This is a genomic window from Cupriavidus mimosae (assembly GCF_023952485.1).
Taxonomy (GTDB): Bacteria; Pseudomonadota; Gammaproteobacteria; order Burkholderiales; family Burkholderiaceae; genus Cupriavidus; species Cupriavidus taiwanensis_C.
Window position 1 is genome coordinate 225,461 of sequence record NZ_JALHRY010000002.1, and the last position, 19,301, is coordinate 244,761.

Here is a 19,301-nt window from a genome sequence, read left to right on the forward strand (position 1 = left end):
GCCGCTCAGCGTTCAAAATCCAGCCCGCCGATCAGGATCTGCGGGTCGGCCTGCGACAGCGAGCGGAAATCGATGCCGCGCGGCTCCTGCCACGCCTGCAGCTTGGCCGGCAGCGCCGCCAGGTAGCCGGCAAAGCGCGCCTCGCCGCCCGCGGCGAACAGCCGCTGCACCTCCAGTCCGTCCCAGGCCAGCGTGATATCGAGCGCATACGGATGACGGCGCAGCTCCGACGGGCCTTCTGCCGTCATGCGCAGACGCGGCGGCATCCCGGCGCCATCGGCATGCAGCGGCTGGAGTTGCAAGCGCCGGTGCTGCTGGCCGATCGCATCGGCGATGCGCGGCAGGCATTCGGCTTCGAAGCGGGCGAAGAAGTCGGTGGTCAAGGTGGGGGTATCCTGACATTGCGGGAGGGCTCCGGCACTTGCGGTCCTGTGCGCCGGCGTGCCAGCCACTATACGCCGCGCGTCGCCGGCCGCGGTAGAGCCGAAGCAGCCAGTCCAGACACGACCTATCATTGGCAGCTATGCAGCCCTACCGGAATCTCAGCGGCAATTCGGGGGTGGTCGCCTACGAGCTCGGCCCGGAACACATCCGGATCCGCTTCGACAACGGCCACGTCTACACCTATGACTACCGCAGGCCCGGCCGCGGCCAGGTCGAACACATGAAGCGGCTCGCCACGGCGGGACGCGGGCTGTGCAGCTATCTCAGTCAGGTGGTCGGCAAGAATTTCGCGAAAAAGGACCCGGAGATCTGAATGCGCCCCATCGGCCACTCGCTTGCACTCCCCCCGGATCCCGCATAGAATCGCGGGTTCGCGGGCGTCGTATAATGGCTATTACCTTAGCTTCCCAAGCTAAAGACGTGGGTTCGATTCCCATCGCCCGCTCCACTTCCAGTCGAGACAAGCCGCCTTTGCCACCGTTACGGTGATCCGCCCGGCGGCTTTTTTGTTGCCATGCTTCCCCAAGACCCCAGCACCGGGCCGGCCGACGAAGCCGAGCCGGCAGACCGCGCCGCCGTGCCAGCGTCCGCCCCCTCTCCTGCCGATCCTGAAGGCGTTGCGCATCCGCGCCGCATCCGTTCGTTCGTGCGCCGCGCGGGCCGGACCTCGACCGGGCAGCAACGCGCCATCGACGAGGTCGGACCGCGCATGATGGTGCCGTACGCACCGCAGCCGCTGGACTGGGAAGCGACCTTTGGCCGCCAGGCGCCGTCGATCCTGGAGATCGGCTTCGGCATGGGCGAGACCACCGCGCATATCGCCGGCCTGCGGCCGCAGGACAATTTCCTGGGGTGCGAGGTGCATGAGCCGGGCGTGGGCGCGCTGCTCAAGCTGATCGACGAGCGTGGCCTGTCCAATGTGCGGATCCTGCAGCACGATGCGGTCGAGGTGATCGCGCATATGCTGACGGACAACAGCCTCGACGGCGTGCATATCTACTTTCCGGACCCGTGGCACAAGAAGCGCCACAACAAGCGCCGGTTGGTGCAGCCGCCGCTGGTGAAGGTGCTGGCCGCGCGCCTGAAGCCGGGCGGCTATATCCATTGCGCGACCGACTGGGAAGAATACGCGCACCAGATGGTGGAAGTGCTGTCGGCCGAGCCGCTGCTGGAGAACACCTCGGCGGCGCCGGACGGTTTTGCCGAGCGGCCGGATTACCGGCCCGTGACCAAGTTCGAGCGGCGCGGTGTGCGGCTCGGGCATGGCGTGTGGGACGTGGTGTTCCGCAAGCGCGCCTGAGCGCAGCAGATGCGCAAACAAAAAAGCGTGGCAGATGCCACGCTTTTTTTGTCGCCTGCGGTATGGCCCCTGCTCAGGCGTGCCAGGACACCAGCCCGGTGTACGCGGTCAGCAGCACCACGATGCCGAAGGCGATGCGGTACCACGCGAACGGCTTGAAGTCGTGCGTGGCGACGAAACGCAGCAGCCAGCGCACGCACAAAAAGGCCGACAGGAAGGCAAAGACGAAGCCGACCGCGAAGATGCCGAGGTCGTCAGCGTTCAGCAGCGCGCGCGCCTTGTACAGTTCGTAGACGGTGGCGCCGAAGATCACCGGGATCGCCAGGAAAAACGAGAACTCGGTGGCTACCTGACGCGACAGGCCGAACAGCATGCCGCCGATGATGGTGGCGCCGGAACGCGAGGTGCCCGGAACCAGCGCGAAGCACTGCGCCAGCCCCACCTTGAGCGCGTCGCGCCAGTTCAGGTCGTCGACCGACTCGATGCGCGGCGCGCCGGCCTTGGCCGCTTCCAGCAGGGCATTGCCCTGCGGATGCGAGACCGTGCCGCGGCGCGCGTCGCGCCATTCGGCCAGCAGGATCACCACGCCACCGACGATAAAGGCCAGCGCCACCGAGATCGGGTTGAACAGGTGGGCCTTGATCCATTTGCCGAAGATAAAGGCCAGCACGATCGCCGGCACCGAGGCAATCACCACGTTGGCGGCAAAGCGCTGCGACAGCGGGTCGTCGCGCAGGCCGCGCACCACCTTGCCGATGCGCGCGCGGAATTCCCAGCACACCGCCAGGATGGCGCCGAACTGGATCACGATCTCGAAGATCTTGCCCTTCTCGTCGTTGAAGTCGAGCAGTTGCCCGGCCAGGATCAGGTGGCCGGTGCTCGAAATGGGAAGAAACTCGGTCAGGCCTTCGACGATGCCGAGGATCACGGCCTTCAGCGCTAGTGCGATTTCCATGCGGAACGATAGAGACGTAATCACAGGCGTTGCCCGGCTCCGTGCCGGACCGCCTGCATTGTTGTTCGATGCGCCCGGTCAGGGGCGGTTGATCTTGACGTTGATGCCGTCGGGCAAAACGGTGATTGTACCGGGCTCGACGTGCGTGCCGGCAAGGCGCAGCTGGTCTTCGCGGAAGGTATAGAGCGGATAGCCCTGCAACAGCTGCTCGGCCAGGATGCCGCCCAGCGCATTGAGCTGGCGCGAAAACTGCGCGGGCATGCCCTGCACGTCGAAGCGCTTCACCTCCGGGTCCTGCAGCACCACCGAACGCGTGGGCTCGTCGTAGCGCAGTCCGCTGTCCAGCGCGAAGCGGCCGCTCAGCGCCTGGCTGAAGAACAGCTTGTTGTCGATGGTGGCGTCGAACTGCACGTTGACGCGGTTGCGCACGGAGTCCAGCGTCAACTGCGGGTTGGTCAGCTGGATGTCGAACAGCTCCATGTAGCGCTTGTTGAACGGGAACTTGCGCTCCAGCGCCGCCTGCAGCTCGCTTTGCGAGAACGTGTACTCGCTGCGGAAGGCGCCGCAGGCGGCCAGCCCCACGGCCAGGGTGGCCGCGGCGGCAGCGGCGAGCCAGCGCCGTCGAGAAGTCCGGATCATATTGCCTCCGATTGCGGGATATCAGGTACGGATGCCAGGCGTCATGCCGCCCCGGGCCTTTCAGGCGTGCGCTTGCGGCGCGGTCAGGATCTCGAGCCGGGCCAGCCATTGCAGCGCCGCTTCGCGGGAATCGCCGCACATCTCGGCCGACGGCTTCAGGCCGCCGCAGAACGCGGGCCGGTCCGGGCTGCCGAACACCGCGCAGCGCATGTCCGGCAGCAACTGCGCGCACGGCACGCCCGCCGGCTTGCCGCCCGGCATGCCCGGCAGCGGCGAGGCGATCGACGGCGCGATACAACACGCGCCGCAGCCCGCGCGACAGGAAAGGTCTGACCGGCAACTCATGACGATGGTTCGGGATCGGCGGCCGCTGAGGCTGCCAGCACAAAGGCGACATTGTGCCCGAAGGGCCGCGGGCCTCCTGTAAGAAAAGGAAAACGCCGTAAGCACAGGCGCAGGTGAAAGGCGATCCGTGCACTTTGCATCACATGACGGAGAACGGGTTGTGGCGGCCTGGTCCAGTGCATGCCCGTGCTTGACCCTCTGGGGGGCCTCATCTACATTACTGACCCACAAGTTATTAACTTTCGACGCGTCCCCACTCGTGCCCCGAAGTCTTCGCAAGCCCGCCGTGACCAAGCCCCCCGCCGATCCGCACAAGGACGCCGACAGCCCGCGCTGGAGCCGGCGCAAGGCCGCGCGGCCGCAGGAACTGGTGGCGGCGGCGCTGGACCTGTTCGTCGAGCGCGGCTATGCCGCCACGCGCCTGGAAGACGTGGCCGCGGCGGCTGGCGTGTCCAAGGGCACCGTCTACCTGTACTTCGCCAACAAGGAGGAGCTGTTCAAGTCGGTGGTGCGCGAGAACCTGGTGCCGGCACTGGCGCGCGGCGCCGACCTGGTCGATGCCTACCAGGGCAGCACGCCTGAGTTGCTGCGCGAACTGCTGCGCGGCTGGTGGGGCCTGATCGGCGCCACGCCGGTGGCGGGGCTGACCAAGCTGATCATGGCGGAGTCGGCCAACTTCCCGGACATCGCGCGCTTCTATAACCAGGAAGTGATGGTGCCGGGCGACGAGCTGTTCGCCAAGGTGCTGGCGCGCGGCGTGGCGCGCGGCGAGTTCCGCGCGCTGCCGCCCAACCCCACCACCACGCTGATCTGCGCGCCGCTGGTATTCCTGATGATGTGGCAGCGCGCGCTGCGCGCCACCGCCGAGAAAGACATCGATCCCGAGGCCTTCCTCGACGGCCTGCTCGATACGCTGCTGTTCGGGCTGACCGCCGGCGAAGCCCGCGACCGCCCGCTGCCGCCGCAGCACGGTCCCTATATCTGGGAAGTGATCCGCGACGAGATGCTGGCGCAACGCGCCGCCGCGCTGGCCGCCGACGCCGATCCCGCCCCCGCCGCGCCGCGACCCGGCACCCCGACATGAAGCGCAAGACCCTGCTGATCACCGCCGCCTGCCTGGCCCTGGCGCTGAGCGCCACGGTGGCCGTGCGCAAGGCCGGCAGCGCGCGGCAGCCGCAAGTCACGGCACCGGCCGCCAATATCGTGGAGTTCCTGCAGACCGACCTGGTACGCGTGGCGCGCCAGGACCTGCAGCTGTCGCTGCCGCTGTCGGGCAGCCTGCGCGCGCTGAACCAGGCCTCGCTCAAGGCCAAGGTCTCCGGCGAAGTAAAGCAGGTGCTGGTGCGCGAAGGCGAACCGGTGCGCGCCGGCCAGGTCATCGTGCGCATCGACGCGACCGAATATGAAGCTCGGGTCGCGCAGGCGCGCGGCCAGATGCTGGCGGCGCGGGGGCAGTTCGAGAATTCGCGCCAGACCTGGGAGCGCAACCGCGAGCTGGTCGACAAGGGCTTTATCTCGCAGACCGCCTTCGACAAGTACCAGTCCGACCTGGCGGTGGCGCGCGCCAACCTCGACGCCGCCCAGGGCGGACTTGCGGTGGCGCAGAAGGCGCTGGCCGACACCGTGGTCAAGGCGCCGCTCGACGGCATGGTGGCCGCGCGCGCGGTGCAGCCGGGCGAGAAGGTGTCGCCGGATACGCGCCTGGTCGATGTGGTCGACCTGCGCGTGCTGGAGCTGGAAGCACCGGTACCGATGGCCGACGTGGCGCGCGCCGCGGTGGGCCAGCCGGTGGCGCTGGAAGTGGAAGGCGCCGGCCGCTTTGCCGGCAAGCTGGTACGCATCAACCCGGCCGTCAGCGAGGGCACGCGCAGCATCATGGTCTATGTCCGCGTCGACAACGCCGACCAGGTGCTGCGCGCGGGCATGTTCGCGCGCGGCGCCCTGGTGCTGGGCCAGCGCGCCGCCGTGGTGGCGGTGCCGGTGTCGGCGGTGCGCACCGAGGGCGAACGCGCCTTCGTCTATGCCATCGAGCGCGACACGCTGGCCGAACGCCCGGTGCAACTCGGCCTGCGCGACGAAGCCAACGGCATGGTGGAAATCGTCGCCGGCCTCGACGCCGGCGCCGAGATCGTGCGCAACAACCTGGGCACGCTGCGCAGCGGCAGCCAGGTCAGGCGCGTCAAGGCCTGACGGTACAGAGGACGCGCCATGTGGTTCACGCGCCTGTCGATCCGCAATCCGGTGCTGGCCACCATGATGATGATGGCGTTCATCGTGGTGGGGCTGTTCTCCTACCAGCGGCTGCCGGTCGACCAGTTTCCCGACATCACCTTCCCGGTGGTGGTGGTGCAGACAGAATATCCGGGCGCCGCGCCGGAGTCGGTGGAATCCGACGTCACGCGCAAGGTGGAGGAAATCGTCAATACCATCTCCGGCATCGACGAGATCTTTTCGCACTCCTACCAGGGCACTTCAGTCGTCGTCATCAAGTTCGACCTGAGCGTCGATGTCGGCCAGGCCGCGCAGGACGTGCGCGACAAGATCGCGCTGATCCGGCCGCAGTTCCGCGACGAGGTCAAGGAACCGCGCGTGCTGCGCTACGATCCGTCCGACGCGCCGATCTTCTACCTGTCCGTCTCCAACGCGCCGGGCGCCAGCCGCAGCCAGCGCGAGCTGACCACCATCGCCGACCAGATCGTGCGCAAGCGGCTGGAAACCGTGCGCGGCGTGGGCGCGATCAATCTTGTCGGCGGCACCAGGCGCGAGGTCGAGATCCGCATCCGCCCCGCGCAGCTGGAAGCGCTGGGCATCGGCGTCGACCAGGTGATGAACGCAATCCGCAACGAGAACCAGGAGTTGCCCGCGGGCGAACTGCGTTCCTCGGCGACCGAGACCGTGGTGCAGATCAAGGGCCGCGTGCCCACGCCGGATGCGTTTCGCCAGATCATCGTGGCACGCCGCGCCGGCCAGCCGGTGACGCTGGGCGAGATCGCCGACGTGCGCGACGGCCAGGAAGAGCAGGAAAGCCTGGCGCTGCTCGACGGCAAGCGCGCCCTCTTCCTGTCGGTGGTGAAGGCGCAGGGCCAGAACACCGTCGATACCGTCGACGGGCTGATCCGCATGACCGACGAGGTGCGCAAGCTGGTGCCCGCCGGCGTGCAGCTCACAGTGGTCAACGATACCGCGCGCGGCATCCGCAGCAGCGTGAAGGAGGTACGCTCGACGCTGCTGGAAGGCGCCTTCCTGACCGTGGCCATCGTGTTCCTGTTCCTTGGCTCGTGGCGCAGCACGGTGATAACCGGGCTGACGCTGCCGATCGCGCTGATCGGCACCTTCGGCGTGATGTACCTGTGCGGCTTCACGCTCAACGTGATCACGCTGATGGCGCTGTCGCTGTGCGTGGGCCTGCTGATCGACGATGCCATCGTGGTCCGCGAGAACATCGTGCGCCACAACCTGATGGGCAAGGACCACCGCACGGCGGCACTGGATGGCACCAACGAGATCGGCCTGGCGGTGCTGGCCACCACCTTCTCGATCGTCGCGGTGTTCCTGCCGGTGGGCTTCATGGGCGGCATCATCGGGCGCTTCTTCCACCAGTTCGGCATCACCGTGGTGGCGGCCGTGCTGATCTCGATGTTCGTCTCGTTCACGCTGGATCCGATGCTGTCCTCGGTCTGGCATGACCCCGACCTGCACGGCACCGGCAACAAGCGCAGCTGGTACGGACGCACCGTGGGGCGGCTGCTGGACTGGTTCTCGGCCAGGATGGACCGGCTTGGCGACGGCTATGCCGGCATGCTGGGCTGGGCGCTGAAGCACCGCCTGGCCACCGCCATCATCGCCGCCGCCACCTTCTTCGGCAGCTTCGCGCTGGTGCCGCTGATCGGCACGGAGTTCGTGCCCAATGCCGACCTGGGCGAGACCCAGGTCGGCTTCACCACGCCGGTCGGCACCTCGCTCGACGTCACCGAAGCCAAGGTGCGGCAGGTGGAGGCCGCGCTGAAGGCCTTCCCCGAAGTGGCCTACACCTACGCCACCATCAACTCGGGCAACGCGTCGGGGCGCAACAACGCGCTGGTGTCGGTGCGCCTGACCGAGCGGCGCGCGCGCACCCTGACCACCGCGCAGCTCAACCCGCTGATCCGCGCGCGGCTGGCCGGCATTGCCGGCATCACGCTGACCATGGTCGGCATGCCCGACGGCGCCGGCGGGCAAAAGGCGATCCAGGTATCGATCCAGGGCGACGACCTGGACGAGCTGCGGCGCCTGTCGCGCGAAGCCGGCGCACGCATGGCGGCGATCCCGGGCCTGACCGACCTGGATTCGAGCATGAAGGACGACCGCCCCACCATCGAGGTCCGTATCCGGCGCGAGCTGGCCTCGGACCTCGGGGTGGGCGTGGCACAGATCGGCAATGCGCTGCGTCCGCTGCTGGCTGGCGATGCCATCAGCTCCTGGCGCGCGCCGGACGACGAGAACTATGACGTGCGCGTGCGCCTGCCGAAGGACGCGCGCACCGGCATGGCCGACCTCAGCGCGCTGATGATCGCCAGCAGCCACGCCAACGCCGACGGCTCGCCGAAGATGGTGCCGCTGCGCCAGATCGCCGAGCTGGTGCCCACCACCGGCGCCAACCAGATCAGCCGGCGCGACCTGAACCGCGAGGTCGAGCTGACCGCCAACGTGGCCGGCCGCTCGGCCGGCGAGGTGGCGCGCGACATCAAGGCCGCGCTGGACGGGGTCAACTGGCCGGCGGGCTACAAGTACCGCTTCGGCGGCTCGACCAAGTCGATGAACGAGTCGTTCGGCTACGCGGTGTCGGCGCTGGCGCTGGCGGTGATCTTCATCTACATGATCCTGGCCTCGCAGTTCGCCAGCTTCTTCCAGCCGATCGCCATCATGACCTCGCTGCCGCTGACGCTGGCCGGCGTGTTCGCGGCGCTGCTGCTGTTCGGCTCGACCCTGAACATGTTCTCGATCATCGGTTTCATCATGCTGATGGGGCTGGTAACCAAGAATGCGATCCTGCTGGTGGACTTTGCCAACCAGGCGCGCCAGGGCCATGTTGACGGCGCCTGCGGTCGCGAGCCGCTGTCGCGCGAGGCCGCGCTGGTGGAAGCCGCGCGCGTGCGGCTGCGCCCGATCCTGATGACGACGCTGGCGATGATCTTCGGCATGGTGCCGCTGGCCTTCAGCCTGGGCGAAGGCGCCGAGCAGCGCGCGCCGATGGGGCAGACCGTGATCGGCGGGATCATCACTTCGTCGATCCTGACGCTGGTGGTGGTGCCGGTGATCTATACGTACCTTGATGATTTCGGCGCGTGGCTGAGCCGGCTGTGGCAAGGCAAGCCGCGTAATGCGTCAGCGGCGCCAGCCGCGCCGGCAGCGCCCGCGCAGGCCGGGACCGGCCGGCCTTCGGCAGCGGAACGCCCGGCCCCGGTGGAGGCCAGCGCGGAATGAGCCCGCAGGCGCCCGCAAGGTTAAAATAACGGGTTTGATAAGACTGTCCGGCCGTGGCACCGCGCGGCCGGCGCACAGACCGACAGCGGTTGGCATTGGTAAGGAATGGCAAGATGGATCTCGAAAAAGCCCGATTCAATATGATCGAACAGCAAATCCGCCCGTGGGACGTGCTGGACCAGGAAATCCTGGACCTGCTGGCGGTGGTCAAGCGGGAGCAGTTCGTCCCGTCCGCGTACGCCTCGCTGGCGTTCGTCGACATGGAGATTCCGCTGCCCGCCGGGCAGAACATGCTGGCGCCGCGCGTCGAAGCCCGCATCCTGCAGGACCTGGCCGTGCGCAAGCATGAGACCGTGCTGGAAATCGGCGCCGGCTCCGGCTACATGGCCGCGCTGCTGGCCAACCGCGCCCGCCACGTGCTGACCGTCGACATCGTGCCCGAGCTGGTCGAGCTGGCCCGCACCAACCTGGCCAGCGCCGGCGTCACCAATGTCGACGTCGCCGAAGGCAATGCCGCCGATGGCTGGGCCGCCGCCGCGCCCTACGACGTGATCTGCATTTCGGGCTCGCTGCCGGCGATCCCGCCGTCGATTCTGGCGCAGGTGAAGGTGGGCGGGCGCATCGCCGCCTTCGTCGGCGAACTGCCGGTGATGGAAGCGCGCCTGGTCACGCGCGTGTCCGAGACCGAGTACCAGGTCGTCAACCTGTTCGAGACCGCGGTCAAGCCCCTGCAGGGCGCGGCCCGGCCGTCGCAATTCCAGTTCTGAGGACGTACGCCATGCAGGTCATCCAAGCGACCGAACTGGCCCAGTGGCTGGCCGACGCCAGCCGCGCCAGGCCGGTCCTGCTCGACGTGCGTGAAGGCTGGGAGGTGCAGACCTGCGCCCTGCCCGGCATCACCCACATCCCGATGCGCGACATCCCGGCGCGCGCTGCCGAACTCGACGAAGACGCCGACATCGTCTGCATCTGCCATCACGGCGCACGCAGCATGCAGGTGGCGGCCTACCTGGAGCGCCAGGGCTACGGCAAGGTCTACAACCTGACCGGCGGCGTCGACGCCTGGGCCAGCCAGGTCGACCCCGCCATGCCGAAGTACTGACGCGGCAGCCAGCAGCAACACGAAGAAGAAACGACTGTCGGCCGCGGCATCCGCCGCGCCCACCTGGAGGTGTCATGACGTTTGCGCCCAACGCCCAGCCCGGAGTGATCCGGACGCGCCTGGCGATCGCGGCTTCCCTGCTTGCCCCGCTGCTGGCGGTGATGCCCGCGGCGCCGGCAGGCGCGGCCGACCTGCTGCAGGTCTATCGCGATGCGCAAGCCAATGACGCCCAGTTCGCCAGCGCCCGCGCGCAGCTGCTGGCCACGCGCGAGAAGCTGCCGCAGGGCCGCGCGGGCCTGCTGCCGCAGGTGGTGGGCACCGCCGGCGCCAACCGCACCAAGCTCGACCAGACCGCTTCGCTGCCCATCGGCGGCGCGCCCAGCGCCTCCGGCACGCGTTTCTTCAACAACAACAACTGGCAGCTTCAGCTGAGCCAGCCGTTGTTCCGCTGGGACCGCTGGGAAACCTACAAGCAGGGCGAGCTGGCCGCGCAGGCGGGCGAAGTCACCTTCCACCAGGCCGAGCTCGACCTGATCACGCGCAGCGCGCAGGCCTACTTCGACGTGCTGGCCGCGCAAGACAACCTCTACCTGGCGCGCGCGCAGAAGAAGGCCATCGCCGAGCAGCTGGAACAGGCAAAGCGCAATTTCGAGGTCGGCACCGCCACCATCGTCGACGCCAACGACGCCCAGGCCCGCTTCGACCTGGCCACCTCGACCGAGATCGCCGCGCAGAGCGACCTGGAGATCAGGCGCGCCACGCTGCAGCAGGTCACCGGCAAGCCCGTCGACGAACTGATGGGCCTGCGCGCCGAAGCGCCGATCCCCGGACCCCAGCCGCCCGACGTCAACGCCTGGGCGGCGCAGGCCGAGACCAGCAACCTGCAGGTCAACCTGGCGAGCTACAACCTCGAGACCGCGCAGCGCGAGACCAACAAGGCCAAGGCCGGGCACCTGCCGTCGGTGGACCTGGTGGCCTCGTACGGCTTCAACAACCAGACCGGCAGCGCCACGCAGGCGATCTCGACGCACTACAACGCGTCGCAGATCGGCGTGCAACTGACCCTGCCGATCTTTGCCGGCGGCCAGATCCAGTCGCGCGTGCGCGAAACCCTGGCGCTGGCCGACAAGGCCGCCAGCGACCTCGAATTCGCCCGCCGCACCGCGGCGCAGACCGCGCGCCAGACCTACTCCGGCGTCTCCAACGGCCTGGCCCAGGTCAAGGCGCTGGAGGCGGCCGAACGTTCGGCCACCAGCGCGGTGGAATCCAACCAGCTCGGCTATGAAGTGGGCGTGCGCATCAACATCGACGTGCTGAACGCCGAAGCGCAGCTGTTTTCCACCCGCCGCGACCTGGCCAAGGCGCGCTACGACACCATCATGAACGGCCTGCGCCTGAAGGCTTCCACCGGCGTGCTGCAGGAAGAGGACGTGGTGCAGATCAACACCCTGCTGACCTCGTCGCCGGGCGCGCTGTACAAGCTGCCGGTGCCGGCACAGGCGGGTGGCAAGGCGCCTGCAAAGGCGGCTGCCACTGTGGATCGCCGCGGCGCGCGTCCGCGCTCCTGATCCGTCGGCAACAACCGCTGCCGCTTTTCTCTGTGTAGTGCGGCGAAGATGCGCTGGTTGTCTCCCCTCTCCCATAAATGGGAGAGGGGAGCAAACCGGCAGCTACTGCGCCCGTGCCCGCGACTCCACCTTCAGCAGCTGCCAGCGGATCGCCGATGCATCCGCCGGCGGGTTCGGCACCTGGTATTCGCGTACGCGCAGCCGGTACGACACCCCCGGCTCGAAATCCAGCCCTTCGATCGGCCCATACCACAGCTGCCACGGCGCATCCGGCGACTCGCGCCAGCGGTAGCACGTCATCTTGCCGACGCCCGTGCACTCCACACGCTGCGAGTCGATATAGACGGTCTTCTCCACGCCCGCGGCTTCCACGCGCGCGCCACGCTTGCCCACGCCTTCGCGCTCGACGAACTGCAGTAGGTCGCCGTCAACGCTCTTCCAGATGATCTGCCGGCCGGTACTGCCCGCCGACGGCTGCGTGCCCACGGTTGCAAACGGCGACTGCATCGCCTTCAGCAGCGCCGACTCCAGCGCCATGCGCGGCGGCGGGCACGCCATGCGCGTGCCGGCGATGCGGTCGAAGCGGATACCGGTCTCGGTCTTGCCATAGCTGCCGCTAAAGCGATTGCAGCCGCTGGTGCCGCTGACCGTGCCCTGCGCGGCATCGATGCCCTCGTTGAATTCAAAAATGATCGGCTCGCCATTGTCGCCGTGCGGGATCTCGCGCAGCGAGCCGTCAGGCTGCTGCCAGCGCACCAGTTCCCAGCGGCTCGGGCCCGACGGCTGGGTCTGATTCAGGTTGGCGCCGGCCGAGGGCAGGTTAGGCGCGGTCGCGGTGGTGCAGGCACCAAGCACGGCGGCGACCAGCAAGGCGGCCGCCAAGGGAATCAGGCGATTTCGGCTATCCATAAGAACTCCTGTTGCGGGCTGCCCTGGGGCGCCCGTAGCGATGTCATCGATGGATGTGACTGACAGCATGCCGGAAAGTGCACCCCGGCCATAGACCTTCAGTTTAGCAAGCCGATCCGGCAAGACCTCGTGAAGCGCCCGACCCTCCACATACATCCTGTAACGGGTCGACACGCCCAGCCGGATAGGATGCAGGACTCCTGGAAATGCCACCGTGGCCATCCGATATAATCGCTTCGCCCCGAGCCGCAATGCCGGCGCCGGGCACCGCTCCTCAGGAGACGGCGACAATAATAAGACGGACGGAACGGCACGCATCTCCCATGCACCACCTTCCTCCGGAAACCTTTCTCCATGCTCTTGATGACGAGATTGCAAGGATCCCTACCGTTGGGGATCGACAAAGCTCTGTACCTGAGCGCCTGTGTTGTCCTGGCTGCGTTTCCCGCGCTGATGTTCGTCAAGCCGTCGCTCAGCAACACCTGCTTCGGGCTGTTGCTGGGATGGAGCGCCATTGCACTGGTGGCAGGCGGCCGCGCCGCACTGGCCGAATACGGCGCGATCCTGCGCCGGTATTGGCCCTTCATGCTGGCAATGGCGGCGCTGCCGCTGGCCGTGCTGGTCCAGCAACTGCTGACCGGGGCCGAAGACCCGCATGTGCCCTATCTTTACCTGCGTTTTGCGCTGTTCATCCTTCTGGTCCCTGGCATGCTGCGTCTGGGCCGACGCGGCATGCAGAGCATCCAGTGGGGCTTCGTGGGCTGTGCGCTGATATCCGCCTTGTGGCTGCACGAAGTGGCCGCAGCAGGCCGCCCCAGCCATGTCGGCTTCTCCAATGTCATTCCCTTCGGCAATCTCGCCCTGCTGACCGGCATGCTCGCCGTGATCTCGATCGGCTGGAACCGCCCCGGTGATCACTGGCTGGCCGGCCTGAAACTGCTGGCCGGCTTCGCGGGCCTGTATGCGTCATACATGAGCGGTACGCGGGGCGGATGGCTGGCCATTCCGGTGCTGGCACTGATCGCATTGGCGGCCTCGCGCAGGTTGACGCGACTGCACAAGGCCGGAGTGCTGGCGGGGCTGGCGGGACTGATGGCGCTGGGGTGGTTCAGCAGCGCTATCGTGCAGCAGAGGACGGCTGCGGTTGTATCGGAACTGTCTCAATTTGTTCAGCATGTAACGTCGGACACTTCGATCGGAGTTCGCCTTCAGCTCTGGCGCGCGTCGCTTGAACTGTTCCAGGCCCACCCCTGGACCGGCGTCGGACCGGAACACTTCGAAACGACCCTGCAGACCCTTGCCACACAGCATGTGATTACGCCGCTGGCGGCGACCATGCCGCATTCTCACAATGAACTGCTGCATGCCGCGGCGACGCTCGGCATTCCTGGATTGCTGGCGATCCTTGCGCTGTACCTTGTGCCCGCCGTCTTCTTTTTGCGCCACCTGCGCGGAACCGACCGCGGCACCCGGGTCGCCAGCGCCATGGGCCTGGCGCTGTGCTGCGGCTTCATGGTGTTCGGGCTGACCGAAGTCATGTTCGCCACGACGCTGGTCAATGCCTTCTATAGCCTGGTCATGGCGTTTTGCTTTGCCTACGTCGTCGCGCGCCAAAGCAAACTGCCGGCACCGGCAACGCCTTGAACCCAGACTCGCGGCGCCATATCTGCTTCCTGACCGGCACCCTGAATGCGATGGCCGGCGCGGAGCGGATGACCGCCACCATCGCCAACGCGCTGGCTGCGCTGGGACACTGCGTCACCGTCCTTAGCCTTTGGGACCGGTCCAGCCAGTTTCCATTGCACCCCGAGGTGCGCCATGAAGCGGTGTTCGCGCAACGCCCTTCTTTCAAGCGCGCCTATTTCGCCACCGTTGCCGGCATCCGCCGGCACTGCATTGCGCATCGCATCGATGTCCTGGTGCAGGTGGACCCCATGCTGGAACTGTTCGTGCTGCCTGCCACGCTCGGCCTGGGCCTGCACCATATCGCCTGGGAGCACTGTCATTTCGACGAGGATCTCGGCAAGCCCGCACGCAAGCTGGCGCGCCGGCTGGCGGCGCGGTTCTGCCGCCAGGTGGTGGTACTGACGGAGCGCGACCGCAGCCGCTGGCTGGAAACCCTGCGGCCGCGCAGCGAGGTCGTGTGCCTGCCGAACCCGCTGCCGTTTGCGTTGCCGGAGGCGCCGGCGCCACGCACGCAAAGGACGGTGCTGGCCATGGGACGGCTGGTCCCGGCCAAGGGTTTCGATGTGCTGCTGCGCGCCTGGAAGATCGTGGCGGCACAGGCGCCGCAATGGCAGTTGGTGATCCATGGCGAAGGCGAGGAGCGCCCCGCGCTGGCGGCATCGATCCGGGAACTGGAACTGGAAGGCAGCGCCAGCCTGCCCGGCATCTGCGATGACCCCGTGCAAACCTATGGCAACGCCTCGGTGTTCTGCCTGAGTTCGCGCTACGAGGGCTTCGGGCTGGTGCTGATCGAAGCGATGGCCTTCGGGCTGCCGATCGTATCAACCGATTGCGAGACCGGCCCGCGTGAATTGCTGGATCCGGGCCACGACGCGCTGGTGGTTGCCATCGACGACGCCGATGCCTTGGCCCAGGCGCTGCTGGCCGTGATCCGCCAACCGGAACTGGCAGCAAGGCTCGGCGCCAGCGGCCGCCAGAAAGCCAGCCGGTTCGCGCTGGAACACATTGCGCAACAATGGGACGCCCTGGTCAGGGCGCCGAGCTAATCTTCAGTCAGCCTTCCAACGTTGGTGCAACGGCCGCCAGGGTGCGCACGGTGGCGCCGCGATGCAAGCCCGAAAAAGTCTGCGCATGCGCACGCATCTCGGCCAGGCGCGCCGGATCTGCCAGCACGCTGGCCGCGGTACGCATCAGCACGTCGGCATTGTCGACAGGCAGGCACGCGCCCGCGGCAATCGCATCCTCGGTCGCTTGCGCAAAGTTGAAGGTATGCGGCCCGATCAGAACCGGGGTGCCGACAGCGCAGGCTTCGATCAGGTTCTGCCCGCCCAGCGGCAACAGGCTGCCGCCGATAAACGCCAGGTCCGACGCGGCGAAGTACATCGCCATCTCGCCCATCGAATCGCCCAGCACGATGTCGGCCGTCAGCGGCGACCGCACGCGATCGAGATCCAGATTGCTGCGGCGTTCGACCGAAAACCCGGTCCGCGCCGCCATCGCGGCCACTTCATCGAAACGCTGCGGGTGGCGCGGAATCAGCAGCAGCGCCGGCCGGGGCACGCCTGGCGCCAGGGACTCCCAGCGCGAGAAGGCGTCGAGCAGCATCGCCTCTTCGCCCTCGCGCGTACTGGCCGCCGCCAGCACCGCGCGCGCGCCGAAGGCCTGGCGCAGCTGCGCGCCCAGCGCCACGCCGGCCGGCGCGGGCTGCATGTCGAACTTGAGGTTGCCGGTGATCTGCACCGCCGGCACACCCAGTGCGCGAAAGCGCTCGGCATCGCCCGCCGTCTGTGCCAGCACGCCGGCAAAGTCGCGGTACATCGCCGCCGCGGCGCGTCCGAAGCGGGCCGTGCGCCGGTAGCTGCGCGGCGACAAACGGGCGTTGACGAGGTACAGCGGCACGCCTGCCTTGCGCGCCCCATGCACCAGGTTCGGCCACACCTCGGTCTCCATCAGCATGCCCACCTGCGGCCGGAAATACCGCATGAACCGCCGCACCAGCCACGGCAGGTCGTACGGCAGGTAGCACTGGACCACGCGCGGCTCCTTGCCAAACAACTGCGCGCCGGTCTGGCGACCGGTTGGCGTCATGTGCGTCAGCAGCAGGCGGTGATGGGGATGCGCGGCCAGCAGCGCCTCGACCAGCGGCTGGGCGGCGCGGGTCTCGCCCACCGACACGGCGTGGACCCATAGCCACGGCCCCGGCTTCGGCAGGCCGCCATAGGCCCCGAGGCGTTCGCCGACATGCTGCAGGTAGCCCGGCTCCTTGCGCGCGCGCCAGGCCAGGCGCAGCAGCGCCAGCGGCAGCACCACCACCCACAACAAGCTGTACAGGAGACGCAACATCAGGCAGCCACTCCGCGCACGCGGCAAGCCGCCTCGTAGACTTCATCGACCGAGGGCACCACGCCGTCGTCGCCGACATTGGCAATGCGCTCCGACCAATAGCCTTCGGTCTTCCAGCGCCAGGTAGCGGTATAGATTTCCACCGTGGGCCGGCACAGCGCCGCGGCGATATGGACCAGCCCGGTATCCACGCCGATCACGACCTCGGCGCGATTGATCAGGCCAAAGCCCTGCATCACGGAAAAGCGCGGCAACACCTTGGCCCGCGGCACGCCCGCAGCAATGGCTTCGGCAGCCTGGCGTTCCTTGTCATTGCCCCATGGCAACAGCATCACCAGGCCTTCTTGATCCAGACGCTCGCCCAGCGCGTGCCAGTTCTGCAGCGCCCATTTCTTGCGCGCCCCCGCGGTCGCATGGAAGCACACGGCATAGCGCGCCGGCAAATCCGCCCATAGCGGATCGTCGACGGACAGGGTCCGCGCGGCCTCTCCGAAAAACAACGGCGGCTCCGCCGGCGCGGTCCCGGTCAGCGCTGCGCCGAGCAAGCGCGAGCGCCGCACCGAATGGGTCTGGCGCGGCACCGATACCGGATCGGTATAAAGCAGCCGCGCCGCCGGCTCATAGCCCGAGCCCTGCGTCGCGTTGCCAAGCCCGATGATGGGCGCGCCCGGCGCGCGCGCGGCAACGCGCGCCACCACCGCGGTCTTGAGCAAGCCCTGGCTTTCGATCACGGCGTCATAGCGCTCCTGGCGCAAGGCGTCGCGCACCGCGCCGATCTCGCGCCAGGTGCCGCCGCCCAGAAGTTGCTTGCGCCAGCGCCGCAGCGCAAACGGGATCACGCGGCGCACCTCGGGCAGCAGGCGTACCAGCTCAACGTAGCCTTCTTCGACGACCCAGTCGATCTCGGCGCCCGGCCACTGCGCGCGCAAGTCGTGCACCAGCGGCATGTTGTGCACCACATCGCCGAGCGACGATACCTTGACCAGCAGGATGCGCGGCCGCTCCGGCAGCGCAAAAGGCACCGCGGCCGGCATGGGCAGTGCCACACCGGCCGCGTCAGACGATGCCTCAGGCACCGTCGCGCCCTCAGAACGGGAGCTGAGCATCCGGCTTCTCGGCGAGGATCACGCGCTTGAACTCTGCCTGGATGCGCGCCAGCGCGGCGTCGTTGTCCGCTTCGAAACGCATCACCACCACCGGCGTGGTATTGGACGGACGCGCCAGGCCAAAGCCGTCGGCATATTCCACCCGCACGCCGTCGATGGTGATCACTTCGCGCGCGCCGTCGAACCTGGCGTTGGCCCGGATCTTGTCGAGCAGCGTGAAGGGCTCGCCCTCGGCGCACTTCAGTTGCAGTTCAGGGGTGTTGTTGGCGTTCGGCAGCGCGTTCAGCACGGCGCTGGGATCGGCATGGCGCGACAGGATTTCCAGCAGCCGCGCGCCGGTGTACAGGCCATCGTCAAAACCGTACCAGCGGTCCTTGAAGAAGACATGGCCGCTCATTTCACCGGCGATCGGCGCGCCAGTTTCCTTCAGCTTGGCCTTCACCAGCGAATGGCCGGTCTTCCACATCAGCGGCTCGCCGCCGTGCTGGCGGATCCACGGGGCCAGCTTGCCGGTGCACTTGACGTCGTAGATCACCTGCGCACCGGGATTGCGCGACAGGATTTCCTCGGCGAACAGCATTAGCTGGCGGTCCGGGAAGATCACCTGTCCGTCCTTGGTCACCACGCCCAGGCGGTCGCCGTCGCCGTCGAAGGCCAGGCCCAGCTCGCAGTCGGTCTCGCGCAGGGTCTTCATCAGGTCCTGCAGGTTTTCGATATGCGCGGGATCGGGATGGTGGTTGGGGAAGTTGCCGTCGACCTCGCAGAACAGCTCGACCACTTCACAGCCCAGGCCGCGGAACAGATCGCCGACAAAGGCACCGGCCACGCCATTGCCGGCATCGAGTGCAATCTTCATCGGCCGGGACAGCTTGATATCGCCAAGGATGCGATCGAGGTACTTCTGGCGCACATCGACTTCCTTGTACGCGCCAGCGCCCTGGGTGAACGCCCCCGCCTCGATCCGCTTGCGCAAATCCTGGATCTGCTCGCCGTAGATGGCCCGGCCCGCCAGCACCATCTTGAAGCCGTTGTAGTCGGGCGGGTTATGGCTGCCGGTGACCATGATGCCCGAGGTGGGTCGGACGCCGTCGATCTCGATATTGGTTGCGAAATAGACCATCGGCGTCGCCACCATGCCCAGGTCCAGCACGTCCAGCCCGGTGGCGCGCAGGCCCTCGACCAGGCCACCGATCAGGTCCGGGCCGGACAGCCGGCCGTCACGGCCGACGGCGATGGAAGTCTCGCCAAGCTCCATGGCGGCGGAGCCGAACGACAAGCCGATCTGGCGCGCGACGTCGCGGGTGAGCGTTTTGCCCACGATGCCGCGAATGTCATAGGCTTTGAAGATGGAAGGATCGATTTGCATGTAAGGTCCTGAGTTGCTTGTCGTCCGCGCCACACCTTGCCAGCAGGCCGATGCGGCGCCCCAAAGGCAGCTATT

The 19,301-nt window shown here is 67.6% G+C and carries 18 protein-coding genes and 1 tRNA gene; 11 read left to right on the plus strand and 8 right to left on the minus strand.

Features of this window, described 5'->3' with window-relative positions; genetic code table 11:
• Nucleotides 1–5: 5 nt before the first annotated feature.
• Nucleotides 6–383 (minus strand): DUF5594 family protein, encoded by a 378-nt coding sequence (locus tag MKD50_RS05050; protein ID WP_252666561.1) that lies wholly within the window; start codon nucleotides 381–383, stop codon nucleotides 6–8.
• Between the two features lie 140 nt (nucleotides 384–523).
• Here MKD50_RS05050 and MKD50_RS05055 point away from each other — a divergent pair, with 140 nt between their 5' ends.
• From MKD50_RS05055 to trmB, 3 genes are all read left to right on the plus strand, one after another.
• Nucleotides 524–757, plus strand: a complete 234-nt coding sequence (locus tag MKD50_RS05055; RefSeq protein WP_252666674.1) for a hypothetical protein — start codon at nucleotides 524–526, stop codon at nucleotides 755–757.
• Nucleotides 758–817: 60 nt separating this feature from the next.
• Nucleotides 818–892 (plus strand) — tRNA-Gly (locus MKD50_RS05060).
• Nucleotides 893–958: 66 nt separating this feature from the next.
• Entirely contained in the window at nucleotides 959–1,744 is a 786-nt protein-coding gene (gene trmB, locus MKD50_RS05065) for a tRNA (guanosine(46)-N7)-methyltransferase TrmB (protein ID WP_252666562.1), read from the plus strand.
• A 73-nt stretch (nucleotides 1,745–1,817) separates the two neighbouring features.
• Here trmB and MKD50_RS05070 read toward each other — a convergent pair whose 3' ends face one another.
• From MKD50_RS05070 to MKD50_RS05080, 3 genes are all read right to left on the minus strand, one after another.
• Nucleotides 1,818–2,699, minus strand: a complete 882-nt coding sequence (locus MKD50_RS05070; RefSeq protein ID WP_012353586.1) for an undecaprenyl-diphosphate phosphatase — start codon at nucleotides 2,697–2,699, stop codon at nucleotides 1,818–1,820.
• 78 nt (nucleotides 2,700–2,777) lie between these two features.
• On the minus strand, nucleotides 2,778–3,338 hold the full coding sequence (locus MKD50_RS05075) for a DUF1439 domain-containing protein (protein ID WP_115704306.1): 561 nt from the start codon (nucleotides 3,336–3,338) through the stop codon (nucleotides 2,778–2,780).
• Between the two features lie 60 nt (nucleotides 3,339–3,398).
• Nucleotides 3,399–3,683 (minus strand): YkgJ family cysteine cluster protein, encoded by a 285-nt coding sequence (locus MKD50_RS05080; protein WP_115704307.1) that lies wholly within the window; start codon nucleotides 3,681–3,683, stop codon nucleotides 3,399–3,401.
• Between the two features lie 259 nt (nucleotides 3,684–3,942).
• Between MKD50_RS05080 and MKD50_RS05085 the strand changes: the two genes are divergently transcribed.
• The 6 genes from MKD50_RS05085 to MKD50_RS05110 all read left to right on the plus strand — a co-directional run bounded on the left by MKD50_RS05085 (nucleotide 3,943) and on the right by MKD50_RS05110 (nucleotide 11,816).
• Nucleotides 3,943–4,767: a TetR/AcrR family transcriptional regulator gene (locus MKD50_RS05085; RefSeq protein WP_115704308.1), complete on the plus strand. Its 825-nt coding sequence runs from the start codon at nucleotides 3,943–3,945 to the stop codon at nucleotides 4,765–4,767.
• A complete protein-coding gene (locus MKD50_RS05090) occupies nucleotides 4,764–5,873 on the plus strand; it encodes an efflux RND transporter periplasmic adaptor subunit (protein WP_252666563.1) in 1,110 nt (369 codons plus the stop codon). Before MKD50_RS05085 ends, MKD50_RS05090 begins: the two co-directional genes overlap by 4 nt.
• An 18-nt stretch (nucleotides 5,874–5,891) precedes the next feature.
• The gene (locus MKD50_RS05095; RefSeq protein WP_252666564.1) at nucleotides 5,892–9,146 is read left to right on the plus strand and encodes an efflux RND transporter permease subunit; all 3,255 of its coding nucleotides are present in this window, start codon (nucleotides 5,892–5,894) and stop codon (nucleotides 9,144–9,146) included.
• Nucleotides 9,147–9,259: 113 nt separating this feature from the next.
• Nucleotides 9,260–9,913 (plus strand): protein-L-isoaspartate O-methyltransferase family protein, encoded by a 654-nt coding sequence (locus tag MKD50_RS05100; protein WP_115704311.1) that lies wholly within the window; start codon nucleotides 9,260–9,262, stop codon nucleotides 9,911–9,913.
• 11 nt (nucleotides 9,914–9,924) lie between these two features.
• Nucleotides 9,925–10,248 (plus strand): rhodanese-like domain-containing protein, encoded by a 324-nt coding sequence (locus MKD50_RS05105; RefSeq protein WP_012353593.1) that lies wholly within the window; start codon nucleotides 9,925–9,927, stop codon nucleotides 10,246–10,248.
• A gap of 74 nt (nucleotides 10,249–10,322) precedes the next feature.
• A complete protein-coding gene (locus MKD50_RS05110) occupies nucleotides 10,323–11,816 on the plus strand; it encodes a TolC family outer membrane protein (RefSeq protein WP_252666565.1) in 1,494 nt (497 codons plus the stop codon).
• Between the two features lie 102 nt (nucleotides 11,817–11,918).
• On the opposite strand, the gene MKD50_RS05115 is transcribed toward MKD50_RS05110, so the two are convergent.
• Entirely contained in the window at nucleotides 11,919–12,725 is an 807-nt protein-coding gene (locus MKD50_RS05115; protein ID WP_252666566.1) for an META and DUF4377 domain-containing protein, read from the minus strand.
• 390 nt (nucleotides 12,726–13,115) lie between these two features.
• On the opposite strand from MKD50_RS05115, the gene MKD50_RS05120 reads away from it, so the two are divergent.
• Nucleotides 13,116–14,369: an O-antigen ligase family protein gene (locus MKD50_RS05120; protein ID WP_252666567.1), complete on the plus strand. Its 1,254-nt coding sequence runs from the start codon at nucleotides 13,116–13,118 to the stop codon at nucleotides 14,367–14,369.
• On the plus strand, nucleotides 14,366–15,457 hold the full coding sequence (locus tag MKD50_RS05125; RefSeq protein WP_252666568.1) for a glycosyltransferase family 4 protein: 1,092 nt from the start codon (nucleotides 14,366–14,368) through the stop codon (nucleotides 15,455–15,457). Before MKD50_RS05120 ends, MKD50_RS05125 begins: the two co-directional genes overlap by 4 nt.
• A 7-nt stretch (nucleotides 15,458–15,464) precedes the next feature.
• Here MKD50_RS05125 and waaA read toward each other — a convergent pair whose 3' ends face one another.
• Genes waaA through MKD50_RS05140 form a run of 3 tightly spaced genes read right to left on the minus strand, consistent with a single transcriptional unit; the run spans nucleotide 15,465 to nucleotide 19,226 of the window.
• Entirely contained in the window at nucleotides 15,465–16,754 is a 1,290-nt protein-coding gene (gene waaA / locus MKD50_RS05130; protein ID WP_252666569.1) for a lipid IV(A) 3-deoxy-D-manno-octulosonic acid transferase, read from the minus strand.
• A complete protein-coding gene (waaC, locus tag MKD50_RS05135) occupies nucleotides 16,754–17,860 on the minus strand; it encodes a lipopolysaccharide heptosyltransferase I (protein ID WP_252666570.1) in 1,107 nt (368 codons plus the stop codon). Before waaC ends, waaA begins: the two co-directional genes overlap by 1 nt.
• A complete protein-coding gene (locus tag MKD50_RS05140) occupies nucleotides 17,841–19,226 on the minus strand; it encodes a phosphomannomutase/phosphoglucomutase (RefSeq protein WP_252666571.1) in 1,386 nt (461 codons plus the stop codon). The genes waaC and MKD50_RS05140 overlap by 20 nt, the downstream gene beginning before the upstream one ends.
• Between the last annotated feature and the right edge of the window lie 75 nt (nucleotides 19,227–19,301).